This window comes from Vibrio sp. KUL78, from assembly GCF_059725505.1.
Genome location: NZ_AP045838.1, coordinates 708,759 through 722,858 on the forward strand (window position 1 = coordinate 708,759; position 14,100 = coordinate 722,858).

At 44.8% G+C, this 14,100-nt stretch carries 15 protein-coding genes; 11 read left to right on the top strand and 4 right to left on the bottom strand.

Going from position 1 to position 14,100, the window contains the following annotated elements; translation table 11 throughout:
* Nucleotides 1-21: 21 nt before the first annotated feature.
* Nucleotides 22-1,557: a MocR-like pyridoxine biosynthesis transcription factor PdxR gene (gene pdxR, locus AC6I8Y_RS19860; RefSeq protein WP_498022828.1), complete on the bottom strand. Its 1,536-nt coding sequence runs from the start codon at nucleotides 1,555-1,557 to the stop codon at nucleotides 22-24.
* A 207-nt stretch (nucleotides 1,558-1,764) separates the two neighbouring features.
* Here pdxR and AC6I8Y_RS19865 point away from each other — a divergent pair, with 207 nt between their 5' ends.
* From AC6I8Y_RS19865 to AC6I8Y_RS19885, 5 genes are all read left to right on the top strand, one after another.
* Nucleotides 1,765-2,637, top strand: a complete 873-nt coding sequence (locus AC6I8Y_RS19865) for a transporter substrate-binding domain-containing protein (RefSeq protein WP_042470138.1) — start codon at nucleotides 1,765-1,767, stop codon at nucleotides 2,635-2,637.
* 79 nt (nucleotides 2,638-2,716) lie between these two features.
* Nucleotides 2,717-3,358, top strand: coding sequence for an amino acid ABC transporter permease (locus tag AC6I8Y_RS19870; RefSeq protein WP_498022829.1), 642 nt, complete (start codon nucleotides 2,717-2,719; stop codon nucleotides 3,356-3,358).
* An 11-nt stretch (nucleotides 3,359-3,369) separates the two neighbouring features.
* Nucleotides 3,370-4,035 (top strand): amino acid ABC transporter permease, encoded by a 666-nt coding sequence (locus AC6I8Y_RS19875; protein WP_234496489.1) that lies wholly within the window; start codon nucleotides 3,370-3,372, stop codon nucleotides 4,033-4,035.
* The gene (locus AC6I8Y_RS19880) at nucleotides 4,028-4,927 is read left to right on the top strand and encodes an amino acid ABC transporter ATP-binding protein (protein ID WP_081935719.1); all 900 of its coding nucleotides are present in this window, start codon (nucleotides 4,028-4,030) and stop codon (nucleotides 4,925-4,927) included. The genes AC6I8Y_RS19875 and AC6I8Y_RS19880 overlap by 8 nt, the downstream gene beginning before the upstream one ends.
* 254 nt (nucleotides 4,928-5,181) lie before the next feature.
* Nucleotides 5,182-6,039, top strand: coding sequence for a polysaccharide lyase family 7 protein (locus AC6I8Y_RS19885; protein ID WP_498022830.1), 858 nt, complete (start codon nucleotides 5,182-5,184; stop codon nucleotides 6,037-6,039).
* Between the two features lie 115 nt (nucleotides 6,040-6,154).
* On the opposite strand, the gene AC6I8Y_RS19890 is transcribed toward AC6I8Y_RS19885, so the two are convergent.
* Nucleotides 6,155-6,310, bottom strand: a complete 156-nt coding sequence (locus AC6I8Y_RS19890) for a hypothetical protein (protein ID WP_234496487.1) — start codon at nucleotides 6,308-6,310, stop codon at nucleotides 6,155-6,157.
* A gap of 247 nt (nucleotides 6,311-6,557) precedes the next feature.
* Between AC6I8Y_RS19890 and AC6I8Y_RS19895 the strand changes: the two genes are divergently transcribed.
* The 4 genes from AC6I8Y_RS19895 (at nucleotide 6,558) to AC6I8Y_RS19910 (ending at nucleotide 9,591) form a co-directional block, all read left to right on the top strand.
* Nucleotides 6,558-7,721, top strand: coding sequence for a threonine/serine exporter family protein (locus AC6I8Y_RS19895; RefSeq protein ID WP_234496486.1), 1,164 nt, complete (start codon nucleotides 6,558-6,560; stop codon nucleotides 7,719-7,721).
* 437 nt (nucleotides 7,722-8,158) lie between these two features.
* Nucleotides 8,159-8,368 (top strand): cold-shock protein, encoded by a 210-nt coding sequence (locus AC6I8Y_RS19900; RefSeq protein ID WP_042470128.1) that lies wholly within the window; start codon nucleotides 8,159-8,161, stop codon nucleotides 8,366-8,368.
* Between the two features lie 150 nt (nucleotides 8,369-8,518).
* Nucleotides 8,519-9,055, top strand: a complete 537-nt coding sequence (locus tag AC6I8Y_RS19905; protein ID WP_498022831.1) for a YaeQ family protein — start codon at nucleotides 8,519-8,521, stop codon at nucleotides 9,053-9,055.
* Entirely contained in the window at nucleotides 9,052-9,591 is a 540-nt protein-coding gene (locus tag AC6I8Y_RS19910; RefSeq protein WP_498022832.1) for a hypothetical protein, read from the top strand. Before AC6I8Y_RS19905 ends, AC6I8Y_RS19910 begins: the two co-directional genes overlap by 4 nt.
* A gap of 40 nt (nucleotides 9,592-9,631) precedes the next feature.
* Here the strand turns inward: AC6I8Y_RS19910 and hmpA are convergent, their stop codons facing one another.
* Nucleotides 9,632-10,825 carry an NO-inducible flavohemoprotein gene (gene hmpA / locus AC6I8Y_RS19915; protein ID WP_498022833.1) on the bottom strand — a complete coding sequence of 398 codons (1,194 nt, stop codon included), beginning with the start codon at nucleotides 10,823-10,825 and terminating at the stop codon, nucleotides 9,632-9,634.
* A 259-nt stretch (nucleotides 10,826-11,084) separates the two neighbouring features.
* Here hmpA and norR point away from each other — a divergent pair, with 259 nt between their 5' ends.
* The gene (gene norR / locus AC6I8Y_RS19920) at nucleotides 11,085-12,668 is read left to right on the top strand and encodes a nitric oxide reductase transcriptional regulator NorR (protein ID WP_498022835.1); all 1,584 of its coding nucleotides are present in this window, start codon (nucleotides 11,085-11,087) and stop codon (nucleotides 12,666-12,668) included.
* Nucleotides 12,669-12,782: 114 nt separating this feature from the next.
* Nucleotides 12,783-13,142 carry a glutaredoxin family protein gene (locus tag AC6I8Y_RS19925; protein WP_042470121.1) on the top strand — a complete coding sequence of 120 codons (360 nt, stop codon included), beginning with the start codon at nucleotides 12,783-12,785 and terminating at the stop codon, nucleotides 13,140-13,142.
* Between the two features lie 84 nt (nucleotides 13,143-13,226).
* Here the strand turns inward: AC6I8Y_RS19925 and AC6I8Y_RS19930 are convergent, their stop codons facing one another.
* Entirely contained in the window at nucleotides 13,227-13,970 is a 744-nt protein-coding gene (locus AC6I8Y_RS19930; RefSeq protein ID WP_498022836.1) for a glutamine amidotransferase-related protein, read from the bottom strand.
* Nucleotides 13,971-14,100 lie beyond the last annotated feature (130 nt).

The following is a 14,100-nucleotide window of genomic DNA, read 5'->3' on the forward strand; positions in this document are numbered from 1 at the left end:
GCTAACCAAACTATTAAGGCACTACCTTAGCCCATCAAACGCTTTTGCGAGCTCGATAATACCGGGTTGTATTAGTGCTTTATCAATGGAATGAAACCCCAACCTGAAATAGCGATTAGCATCGTTACTCATCAACGTATTAGACATTGTCCATTGATCACCTAAATCGGGCTGAGATGCCGTCATAAAGTGCGAATACCCGGTTTCCACTAATACCCCATGTTGTGCTGCGCGCGAAACAAGTCTTTGGCTGCTTATCTTGTCGGGAGTTTGCAACCATAGAGCGTTGCTCAGTTCATTCTTGGCAAGTCTGTCGCAGTATGGGATGTGTTTTGATACTGCATCATTGATAATATCCCAGCGCTGTCGGGTGTTTTCACGAAAACGACGTACAAAGCTATCGTAGTAGCCTTGAGCGATGAAATGCGCCATCTCCATCTGTAATCGAGTCGGTGGATGACGAAACATCAACCGGCGCAGCGCTCTCAGCTCATAAATAAGCTCCTCTGGAGCGACAATAAACCCAAGTCTGAGTCCTGGTGCGAGGATTTTCGAGAAGCTACTTACGTATATCACTCTACCGGACTTGTCTTGCGCTTTTAAAGCCGGTGCAGGGTTGAGCTCAAAGTTACTGTTGGAGTCGTAGTCATCTTCAATAACGATGGCGTCGTTCCGCTGCGCAAGTTCCAATAGCTCTTTTCGACGCTGCTGGCTCATCGTTACTCCCGTTGGCGCTTGATGACTAGGCGTTACATAGAAATAGTCGCACATTGAAGAGAGTGAGTTTGGTTTCAAACCTTCATCATCAACTTGATGTGGATGTAACTGCGCACCTGCCAAGCCGAAAATGTTGTACGCCTCTTTGTAGCCAGGATTCTCAACACCCACCCTTGAATCACGATTCATCAGCAACTGAGACAACAAATAGAGACCATTTTGAGATCCAATGGTAATCAAAATCTCATCATTGCTGGCGTGAATGCCCCTTTGCGGAAGAACGCGAGTTCGTATCTGTTCAACGAGCAACTCAACATCCTTATCAACCTTGTCGCAAAGCCAGCCATGATCGTGGGAGTCGGCAATCACCTTTCTTGTGGCCTCTCTCCAGTGTGATAATGGAAAATCATTAATATAGGGCTGACCATAAATAAACGGATACTTATAGCAACTCCAATGTGTCGGTTTTACAATTCTTGGAAATTGGTGGGTATTCACCTTTATTTTATCGTCCCAATTTGGTGCAGCGTCTGCACTATTATCTGCACTTAGCTCTATATTCACAGCACTCTCTTGCGAGCTTTCTTTATAGCCATCAGATAAATAATACCCACTTCTTGGACGACTAATTAGATAACCATCGTCTAGCAGACTCTCATACACCAAAGAGACAGTATTCCTAGAAACTTTCAGTTGCTGGGACAGCTTACGACAAGATGGGAGCGCCTGCTCAGGCGAGAAGATCCCCGACAAAATCGCTTTCACAAGGTATTCACGAACTTGCTCCTGCAAGCTTCTGGTTGAATCAAACTCAATAAAACACTGATAATCCACGGCCACAACTTAACCCCTCCAGAAATACATTACGACGACTAACTGTTAATTAAGAGAGCAAGAAATAGACCACAACAACTGTGGGTATTATTTGTTTACAAACTGCAGCTGTCCCATGCCGATTTTAAAATTGGCTCTAACTCCGAATGGTTACAAATATCTAAAGTGAATGTGTTCAAAGAAAACGTTCACAATATTGAAAAGGATGGATATATGGGACATGGAAAGCAGATTAAAAAATGGTTCTCAGTCGCGGCAATTGCATTAGCAGTAGGCTCTTCAGCTAGCGCTGTCAGTGCCGACCTTCCACAGGTTTTGGAGTCGGGCGTACTAAAGGTGGCGACAGAGGATAACTACTCACCGTTTAACTACATCGCTAAAGGTCAACCAAGCGGCATCAACAAAGATCTTCTCGATGAGCTTCGCGAATACGCAAAGTTTGAGGTCAAACAAGACATCCTACCTTGGACAGGCCTACTCGCTTCTGTTTCTGCGGGTCAATATGACTTGGCTCTAACTGGCGCAATCGTCACCGATGCAAGGCTTCAAGTTTTTGATTTCACTCCCCCTATCGCCTCTGCTCAGCATTACTTCTTAGCTCGAGCCAAAGATGACTCGATATCTGGCGTATCTGACTTAGACGGGAAAACAGTGGGCCTTCAAGCCGGTAGCGCTCTGCTAGAGCGTCTCCCAGAGCTTAAAACCATGCTTGAGGCCGAGGGCAAATCTTTGGGTCGAGTGGTTGAATATCAATCTTACCCAGAAGCCTATGCCGATCTTGCGAATGGACGCGTTGACTATGTCATTAACAGCATCGTTTCCGTCAATGAGGTAGTGAAGACTAAGTCGAAGGTGTTTAAGAAGGGTGAAGCGGTATCTGGTCCTGGTTTCGTAAGCTGGCCCGTACCAAAACAAAATCCAGAACTCTTGGCATACCTAACGGACTTTTTCAAACACCTCAAAGAAACGGGACGATTAGCTGAGCTCCAAGAGAAATGGTTCGGCGAATCCTTTGATGACTTGCCAATCGAGCCAATCACAACAGTTGAACAATACCACTCATTAACTGCAGTAAACCCTAGCTAAACGATGACCTAAGCAAGTGGGCTTGTCATGTAACTGCAAGCCCACATTCCTAAACAATCTTTTTGGAGGTGCATACATTATGGATTACTACGCATGGATGCAGTTATTAGAAGGCGCGTGGACGACCGCTTGGATCTCCCTTGTTTCTATCGCTTTAGGCGTTGTCATAGGACTCGTGATTGCTCTGGTTAGGATGGCGAAAGTGCCTTTCTTAGACCAATTTCTAGGCGTCTACGTCAGTTGGGCGAGAGCGACACCACTGGTCACGTTAGCCTTGTTTATTTTCTTATCTTTCCCATCATTTGGCATCAATCTAGACAAACACCTTTCCGCTATCTTATGTCTCACACTCAATACGTCCGCGTTCAACGCTGAAATCTGGCGCAATGCGTTTCTCAACTTTTCAAATGGACAAAAAGAAGCCGCCGAAGCGATCGGCATGTCTCGATTAGTATATTTTCGCCGCATTATGTTCCCACAGATGGTGATCGTTAGCCTACCCGCGCTTGTGAATGAAATGTCGTTCTTAATTAAGGGCAGCCCAGCAATTGCCGTCATTGGTGTGGTAGACCTAACACGCGTAACTAACCGTATCGCAGCCGTCACTTATGAACCTCTAGGACCAATACTCTGCGCGGCTGTCCTATATATGTGCATCATCGGCTTACTGATAAAGCTTCAACATATGGCTGAGCAAAAAGCCAGTAACTTAGCCGCGTAGGAGGAAACAGTATGAACGAATGGCAAATTATTTGGGATCAACGCGAGATCTTTACCTACGGCCTATTTACGACAGTCATGCTGTTTGTGTCGGCATCAACGATAAGCTTTTTTATGGGATTAGCACTTCTAAGCGTGCTTGAAAATGGCAGCAAGGGTCTAAGCTACTGCGTGCGAGGTAGTATCAACATAATGAGGACGCTGCCGTTTCTTATCCTTGCCTACTTACTCTATTACGGCTTACCGCAAGTTGGCATTCGCATGGATGCTATCACCGCCGGTCTCGTTTCACTGTGTTTGTACCACAGCACCTATTTCTGCGAAATATTCCGTGGTGTCAGAAAGGATATGGATGAAGGCTACATAGAAGCCGCTAAATCCTGTGGCTTCTCGAAGTTCAAGATTTTCACTCGAGTTATTGCACCGAATGTGTTGTTTAAGTCCATTCCACTCATTGCGAATCAACTCATTATCTGTCTCAAGGATACGGCATTTTTGAGCATCATTACCGTCAGCGAGATCACCGCCGCTGCGAACAGCATTCAATCTACCTACTTTATCCCACTCAATGCCTTTATCGTCGCGATTGGTTTGTATTGGATGGTCAGTATTGCAGTTGAACAAGTAACCAAATTAGCACTTAGCAAAGTGCAACAACGAGGGCTAAGTCATGCTTAAACAATCAGTTGAAACTACTCCAGACATCCCACTCAGCACATTTAAAGAAAGCGCGGAGCTGCACATCGTTGACACCGTTGAGCACCAAGAAACGCCATTAATTGACACGACTCAAGATGCTATTGAAGATGATAAAGATTCAATCATCAAAATCATTAATCTATCTAAGCAGTTTGACGGCATCGAAGTGCTTCGAGATATCAACCTCAATATACAAAAAGGCGAAGTCGTCAGCATTCTTGGCTCATCGGGCTCAGGTAAATCTACCTTGTTGCGCTGCATTAACTGGCTCGAGCAGCCGGAGCGCGGTTTTATCTATGTTGGCGACGAACGTATCGGTGTCAACGCCGAGACCAACAAGCCAGCTAAATACAAAGAGCTTGCCAAGATGCGACAACGCGTCGGCATGGTATTTCAAAGCTTCAATTTATGGCCGCACCTTACCGTTAAGCAAAACGTGATGGAAGCGCTCATTCATGTGAAAAAATGGTCGAAGTCCGAAGCAGAGAGCATGGCGGAAACACAACTAGAGAAAGTTGGCATGTCACACAAACTCGACAGTTACCCAAGCATGCTATCGGGAGGACAGAAGCAGCGCGTGGCTATTGCTCGCGCATTAGCAATGGAGCCTGAGGTACTGCTCTTTGATGAGCCAACCTCAGCTCTTGACCCTGAGCTCGTAGAGGAAGTACTAACGGTTATGCAAAAGCTCTCTAAAGAGGGCTATACCATGGTCATCGTCACCCATGAGATGGATTTCGCTCGACAAGTTTCTGACCAAGTAGTGTTTTTGGAAAAAGGCATATTGATTGAGAAAAATCCCCCAGAAAAATTCTTTACCGACCCAGATTCCACTCGAGTAAGACAGTTTTTGAAACTCGATGCGAGCTAACCCACCTACGAAAATCGGAGAGTCTTGCTCTCCGATTTTCTCTCTCCTGTTTCCTACATTTCATCGAACCCTCGATACTTATCACTGCTAAATCGCCATCCCATATACGTCAGCCAATGTCCCTACAAAATTTTTCAAACATTGCAAAACTAGGCGCTAGAGCACAATTTCACGTTCTGAATATTTCGCTAACTCCTGAACAATGATATCTACCTTATCAAAATGTATGACAATAATATAAAAAGGTTTAACTCATGAAAAATAAGCTTATCTCTACTGCTGTGTTGCTTGCTATCTCTTCAATGGCGAGTGCAAATGTTCAGTTTTCGAATCCTGAAGGCAAACTAGGTGAACCTGCAGATTACCCTCAATACAGCAATGTGTTATCGGCTTCTGAGCTGCAAATCTCTGATCCTGATGGAAAGAAAGGCAACAAAGAGTATTTTGCGCTCGACAACAACTATTCAGGTATTGTGAACGACAACTTCTATGTCGACAAAACGAGCGAAGCTTTGGTCTTCAAGATGAAGAACGACCATCTTCGTAATGAATTAAGAGTACAAGAAAACTTTCGTACTGATCTTCCAAATGAGTTCTATACACTCAGCTCAAAAGTTGAAATCGTGAACCCTGAAACAGCGATGGAAAACTCGAAGTCCAAACAGAACGAAATCACCTTCTTGCAAGTTCATAACAAAGGTCTGGACGACCTAGGCACACACAATGTTCCGCACCCACTTCTTCGTGTCGTGTGGAAGCAAGACAATAACGGCGTTCAAGGGCACTACTGGGCTATCGTGAAAAACAATGCGGTAATTTGCAAAGGCTCGATGGGCAAGAAAAACAAAGACAAAGAGATGTGCAAATCTGACGTTGCGTACTCTCAGATTGACTTAGGTAAAGCGCCTGTTGGTGAAACGACTGAGTTTGACATCACCGTCGGCAACAAGATCCTTGCGGTCGATGTAAATGGCGAGAGAAAAATGGAGAAGGACATCGACTATTGGCGTCACCTTCTCAGCTACTTCAAAGCAGGCGTCTACAATCAGTTTACCGATGGTGAGAGCGAAGCTCACTTCTACAAGCTAGAGTACACTGAACACAAAGGCTAATGTCGTAACTTATTCAAACCCTACCAAACCTCTTATGTATGAGTATAAAAGGCTTGGTAGGGCTATTCAAAACGTTATGGCGGAAAGCGCAGTTACTTTTCACGACTTCCAATAACTACTCCCATACCACGATACCGTGTCTATCTATCGTCCCTACTCGATCCCGAGTAATAAATTGAACTCTATGATACTGAACATCGATGGCTTTAAAGCCCGTCTCTAGCATTAGGCTTGCAAGTTTTCGGATAGCCATTGGGCTGAAATGTGTCATTGTGCGCCTCCCTTAGTGTGTTTGATGGACTAAAGTTAGCTTGATAGCAGCAAGATCAAAAATCGTTCTTGTAGGATGCGACCCTTCGTTTTAGCCATATTGAGGCAAACGCTTGCTTCGTTTATGTACGAAAATCTAAAGCCGAATAAAATTGACTGAAAAACGAATATTTACTATCGAAAAACCACAAAAGCTCTGATACCTTTACGCCATCAAAAAAAGACCCCCAGATTGATTAGACGGACCTATGCCTTCCACTCAAACCATCAAGAAAATCGTCGATATTGGTGACACGCTTCATCGAAGCGGCTGTGCTCCCTACAAAGTAGAGAAATACGCTCAACATTACGCCCAAAAGCACGGGGTTGACGTTATGGTCCAAGCGACACCAACGGCAATCAACTACCAGTTTCCCGACAAGAACAATACGGTGGTTTTGAAGCGCTTAAAGCCAGCATCAATCAATCTTAGCCTACTCGCTAACACCATTATTCGCATCAATCAGCCAAGTAATGAACCGGTTCCAGAGCCAGTAGGCTATCCGAAGTGGATCGTAGCACTTGCCAATATGGGTATACCACCCGCTTATCTGATGCTGGTTGGTAGCACACTCGAAGCGATTGCCTTTTCTATGTTGCTGGGTTTAATGGTATGGGTTTGTCAGTTAGTTTATCGTGGCCGCAACGCAATCGCGGTTGAGTTTATCTCAGCACTGCTAACGGGTGTTTTGGTCGCCTTTATTGCCAGTACTGGCGCCGCAATACCGATATGGGCGCTCTGTATTGCGAGTGTGGTGCTTTTTGTGCCCGGACTTTCCATTGCCAACTCGCTCGAATGTTTGGCCTTTAATGATTTGGTGTCCGGGACCGCGCTTTTGGGTCAAAGTGCCCTAACCCTCATCAAACTCTTTATCGGCGTGATGATGGGACTGAATATCGGTGAAGCCTTTTGGGGACAAACCGACTCTATCTCTTACACTAACGAAGTTCCGCTATGGCTGCATTGCTTTGGCCTGTTGCTCATCTCCACCTCTATCGGCGTGATATTCAACGCAAGACCGAAAGATATCTTATTGGGATTGCCGGTAGCAGTACTCGGAATGTGGGGACCGTTTTATCTTGGTTTTGAAAGTGGTTGGGTTGTTGGAACTTGGGTCACGACAGTACTTATTACCCTCTATGGCACCTGGGTAGCTAAGCGTCTGGACCTCACAGGTTCTATTTATATTGTTCAAGGCATCATTATTTTGGTACCAGGCAGTCGAGTAATGGTGAGCGCCAGCCAGTCGGTTTTTGAACAATCGATTCTACCGATACCTAATATCGGTTTATCCGCATTATTTATGTTCTCAGCAATTGTGGCAGGACAAATTACCGCATACTCAATATATTCGCCTAAAATAGAGAGGTAGCGTCTTACTTTAATTGGTAATTCTATAAAAACCGCTAGCGCTTCAAAATACTAATAATGTTTGCACAATCTTTACAAAACATTATTTCGAAGCGCTAAATAATGTTTTATATCAATACGTTACAAGCTTTGCACATTTGTTGACCTAGCATCAAAAATTTATCTTCGCGTTTGAAAATGTCATGTAAGTGACACCTAAAAACGAGCTGCACTTCAAATATTCAGACAAATTGTAATTGCAGCTCTTTGACTTACCTAAGAACTCGCTTATATTCGTGACTGGCTAGAAAAAAAAGTTACATTGTTTACAAGTAGCATTCGTTGAATTCTCGTGATTCCCCCGACGCGTTGTACGCAATAGCAATTTCCTTTTCACGCTATAGCTGCCGGATTGGCAATAAAGAAACAAAAGATAGTAGAAAATTTTAGGATATAAGTATGTCTAACACAGTTACTGGTACAGTTAAGTGGTTCAACGAAACTAAAGGCTTTGGCTTCATTCAACAAGAGAACGGTCCAGACGTTTTCGCTCACTTCAGCAACATCAAAGCAGACGGTTTCCGTACGCTTACTGAAGGTCAGAAAGTTGAATTTCGCGTGACTCAAGGTCAAAAAGGACCTCAAGCGGAAGAAATCCAACCAGTCTAAGTACTCGCTTCCAGTACATTCTGATAAATAGCCAGCTCAGCTGGCTATTTTTGTATCAGTTAGCACATGTGCGCCCCTTTGTTAGTGTCCTTTTACCCATAGACGCGTACTATAGGCATTAATGCATTCAAATATCCCCAGAGCAATCTCATGGCTTTAAAACCAACTATTTACAAATTTCGTGTCGCATTGACAGACATGAATCGCGATTATTACGACTCTCTGAATCTTACCGTCGCTCTACACCCATCAGAGAATGAGCAGCGCATGATGGCAAGGCTAATGGCATTCTGTCTTAACGCCTCTCCTGAGCTCCAGTTCACCAAAGGGCTGTCCACCATTGAAGAGCCTGATATTTGGGAAAAGTCTTTGGACGACCAAACACTAGTATGGATTGATATCGGCGAACCTGATGTCGATCGTGTGAAGAAAGCGACTCGCCTTTCAAAGAAAACGAAGGTATATAGCTTCAACACCAAAAGCGATGTTTGGTGGCAACAAAACCAAGGCAAGTTTGGCTATCTAGATGCAAGCATCTTCCGCTTTAACAATGAATCGATCGAGTCTCTAGCTGGTCTTGTCACTCGCACTATGGATCTATCGGTAATGATTACTGGCACGTCGCTGTTTGTCGATGCCGAAGGCGGTTCGGTTGAGGTAACAGTCGAGGAACTTCAGGACAAATGATTGAGCTAAGGAAAGCACTAGCAGAAATCCAAATCGACAAGTTAGCAATTGTCGCAACGCACACTGACGCGCTCAATAATTTATGTGAACGTGAAAGTATGCTGTTTGCCAGAGCCCAAGAAAACAAACCTGACAACGCTCCGTCGGATCTGTTGCTAGGCTTGTTCACTAAGCTCAATGTCGAAGCGCTTTCCTCATTAAATGCTCACCTTGATCAGATTCAAGCGATGCAATCGGCCATTGAAGAGCAAGTCGGCAGAAAGCACGCAGAGTCCTTCAAACTACCTGTTGTCGAAGAACTCATGTTGGTCACTCATATTTGGGTTTATGTTCAGGGCTACCTTGGATTGGATTACAGCCTAGCAAACGATCATGCCATGCAAACCAGTGAAACGCTGAGCCCACTCGTTGGGTTGAGCGTGGATGAAATTCGAACTCAGTTTACCCAGAGTTACTATCAAGGCTACCGTGAATTTGAAGCTAAAAAACCACCGTCTTCCGGTTGGAAGCGGTGGTTTGAAAAGTGGTTTAATTAACGACCTGTAAGTTATTAACGATTTATAGGTTAATAACGATTTATAGGTTCGCGTGCGGACCAAATACTTCGTAGTGAACGCGAGAGCGGTCCACATCTAACGCATCTAATTGCTGAACCATAGCATCCATAAAGGCAATCGGGCCACAGATGTAGAACTCACCGAAGTGTACTGGCAATGTCTCTTTGATCGCGTTGAGATCCATCAGCCCTTTCGCCGATTCGTTCTCAGTTTGCTTTGGCTCACGGTACCAAACTTTTTGATTCCAACCTTTCGCAGATACGATCGTCGCGACTTCATCGACAAAGGAATGCTGCTGTTCGTGTTCACAAGCATGCAGATACGTGACGGTTTCGGTCTTGTCGTCTTGTGATAGTTTCTGCAAAATCGCCTGCATCGGCGTACAACCCACACCAGCGGAAATCAATACTACTGGTTTGTCGGTTTCTTTGTAGAAGAAATCACCCGCAGGCGGCATGACATCGATAACGTCCCCTACATTAACACTGTCGTGTAAGTAGTTAGACACTAGACCATTATCGTGAGAATCCGATAGCTCGCGTTTTACCGAGATACGGTAGTTGCTGCCTGTTGGCGCTTGGGACAACGAATACTGACGAATTTCAACGTGTTCACTATTGGTTGGCTTCACCTGAATACCGAGATACTGCCCTACTTCATAGCCAAGAACTTTACCGCCATCTTCTGGTTGAAGCACAAAGCTAGTCACCAACTCAGACTCTGGGGTTTTCTCCGCAACAACAAAGCGGCGCGTACCACGCCAGCCACCCAGCGCTTTTTCACGCAACTGATATAACTCTTCTTCACGGTCAATAAAGATCTGCGCTAGGAAAAGATACGCTTCTGTCCACGCCTCTTCAACTGGCTGGGTGAATGCATCAGGAGCCAATTCTCGCAGAGTCTCAATCAAATGATGTCCCACTATTTGGTAATGTTCCGCTTTGATATTGAAACTGGTGTGCTTATGCGCGATGCGTTCTACTGCTGTGGTAAGTGCGGCTAGGTTTTCAATGTTTTTTGCGTATGCCGCTACCGCTTCGAATAGCGCGACACTTTGACGACCGGTTTTCTGGTGCGTCATGTTAAAGATATCTTTCAGCTCTGGATTGTGAGAAAACATTCTTTGATAGAAATGTTGAGTCAATGCAGGTCCTGCTGATTCTAATAGAGGAATGGTGCTTTTGATGATCTCAATATGTTGGTTGTTTAGCATAGTCGCTCCCTAGAAGGCTTAATAATACTACTTATCGTTTTTATGATATTTTTAATAATAGGCTGAATTGTTGAATACATAGTGTGCACTTCAACAACTGAATATATCATTGCATGGTTTGTGCCAAGTTTAGAAACACCGTAGTCATTGGTTTTATTGGTAATTTTCTTCTGTTAAAAAGTCAAAATGACTCCTTTTCTTTATGTCTAAATGACACTAAAATGAGCTCTTCACTCATTTCGACTCGCTATCCGTTTTTATGCAAGATATCTCCACTTCTAGCCTTATCGATCTCACTGTTGGTCTTGCCAGCAGCAGCAACGATCAAGAGCGCTTCGATTCGCTTCTCAATACTATACGTAAAACCATTCGATGTGATTGCGTTGCCTTGCTCTCTATGCAGGGAGACACGCTCGTACCTCTCGCTATGCAAGGACTGGCTCGAGACACCCTCGGACGAAGGTTCGTCATTCAAGAACACCCTAGATTCGCTGAAATATGTGCTGCCACCAGCCCCGTTATCTTTGATGCTGATAGTGAGTTGCCCGACCCGTTTGATGGTCTGCTGATTGATCATCATGGCGATCTGCCTATGCACTCGTGTATGGGGCTTCCATTGGTTTTTGGCGAGAAAATGCTTGGTGCGCTGACGCTAGATAGCCTCGCCCCGAATGCGTTTGAAGACATTCCACAGCGCAGTCTTGAAGTATTGTCCGCGGTTGCTGCTTCTACGCTAAAAATGGCACTGACATTTTCTCAACTGGAGTATCAAGCAAAGCAATCAAAACAGCTTCTCGAAGAGCTCAATGTTGAAGCCTGGGAGAGAGACGGTGGTGAGATGATTGGCAACAGCGAGCCAATGTTAGCCCTCAAATCCGACATTGAGATCGTCGCACCATCGGATTTCAATATCCTTATCCACGGTGAAACGGGCGTTGGTAAAGAGCTCGTTGCTCGTACTCTCCACTACCAATCGACCCGACGACAGCAGCCTTTGGTCTACGTAAACTGCGCGGCAATTCCAGAGAACTTGATTGAAAGCGAACTGTTTGGTCACGTTAAAGGTGCATTTACCGGAGCAGACAAAAATCGAATGGGTAAATTTGCGCTTGCAGACGGCGGTACGTTATTTCTTGATGAAATCGGTGAGCTGCCACTTGCCGCACAAAGTAAGCTGCTACGAGCACTGCAAAACAATGAGATTCAACCTGTCGGTAAAGACCAGATCCAGAAGATCAACGTGCGTGTTCTAGCGGCAACAAACCGAGACCTAAAAGCAGAAGTCGACAACGGTAAGTTCCGCGCCGATTTGTACCATCGACTCAGTGTTTACCCGATTTCTGTGCCGCCACTAAAGGAGCGCCACGGAGATATCGAGCTTCTCACCGGCTTCTTCTTAGAGCAAGCACGAAGAAAGCTTGGCATTTCACAGATAAAAATGAGCCCCAACGCGGTTACACACCTCAACCGTTATTCCTGGCCAGGCAATGTGCGTGAGCTGGAGCATGTGATTAACCGAGCTGCACTCAAGGCAAAAGCGCGCTCGATGGGCAAAAAAGTTGTCACAGTTAGCATAGACGATTGTGGTCAGTTCGATGACGATGTCTCAACTCCAGCACCTAAGACATCGTCAAAAAACGGCTTGGTTGTCGATACCACTAAAGGCATCCGAGAAGCGACCGAAGAGTATCAACGTGCCCTTATCACCGATGCTCTATTGAGTGCCGATTACAATTGGGCGAAAGCAGCGCGCACCTTGCAAACTGACCGCGCGAACCTGATTCGACTCTCTAAACGTCTAGGGCTAAGTGTTACCAAACGTCACACACTCTCTCGAGACTAGAGTTAAACGTATCAGTAAAGTGAAAGAGGTGTTAATATTCTGCGGTGTGATGCGTGTTTATCACACCCTATAACAACCATAAAGCTCAACGTATTCAAGATAAGAAAGGTAGTTATGAAGTTTATTCGCATTATCTTAGGAAAGATCATCCTTCTACTTAACTTCGTATTTTCACCACGTGGTGTAAAGCGCAGCGAAGAAGCCCAAAAGCAAGCAGATGAAAAAGCATCAACCATGCAACTTTACCAATTCGAGGCATGTCCCTTTTGTGTAAAAGTTCGCCGTGAAATGAAGCGCCAATCGGTAAACATCGCTTTGAAAGACGCTAAGAACGACAACATCGCTCGAGAAGAACTATTGGCCGGTGGTGGTCGAGTTAAGGTGCCATGCCTAAAAATTACTGAAAATGGTAAAGAGACATGGATGTACGAGTCATCTGATATCGTTACCTATCTTCAGAAAGAGTTTGCGTAGTTAGAATAATGCAACCACAGACAATAAAGGGTGTTACTCTACTGAGTGACACCCTTTTTGTTTTTAACCGTTCCTATGATGACGCTATTTCGCTGTAAGTTCTAGTTCGTTTTGACTTAAATATCTATGATTGCAAAAGTAGAACGCGCTAATCCAGTGAAGCACCAAGCTTGAATCTTGAGGTTTGTTAATCTGCTCTAACGCATCAAAGTAATGATTTTCTGTGATTAAAGAACGTCGTTTTTCAATTAGAAGCCGAGTAAATTCGGCGCTGAATTCAGGGTGCCCTTGGACCGTCAAAATATGATTGTCCTTTGCAAGCATGAAGTTGGGACAAAAGTCATTGGTCGCCAATACTTTCATACCGCTGGGTACAATAACCACTTGGTCTTGATGGCTTACTAACATCCTTAGCGAGTCGACGGATAGGTTCATCCATTTCTTTTGAGAAGTAATGTTCACTTCGTAGCTGCCGAGCCCCCAACCTTTGGTCGATTTTTCAACCTTGCCACCCAGAGCACGAGCAATTAACTGATGACCGAAACATATCCCCACCAACGGCTTATGGCGAGCTTCACAGCTTACTATCCAATCACACAGTGCCAGAATCCAAGGATCGCCATCGTAAGCGTTCATCACACTGCCTGTGATTATAAACCCATGGCATGAATCCAAGTCCGGCAACTCGCCTTTTGTTGCGTCAAAATTAGCAAACTCGAAGGTGTTATCCACGGCTGCGAGGTTTGCAGAAATCATATCTGCATATTGACCACTTTCATCACTTAGTGGTGGGTCTACATGTCCACACGTTAATATCCCTATTCTCATTACTCACCTATATCACTGTTAGCACACAAATTTTTCCTTCCATTTGAGTATAGAAGCCACTCCGCCGATTGCCATTGCGAGTAGTCCTCTTCACTTTCAGTGACGGTTCTCTAATACTAAAGCTAGTGTT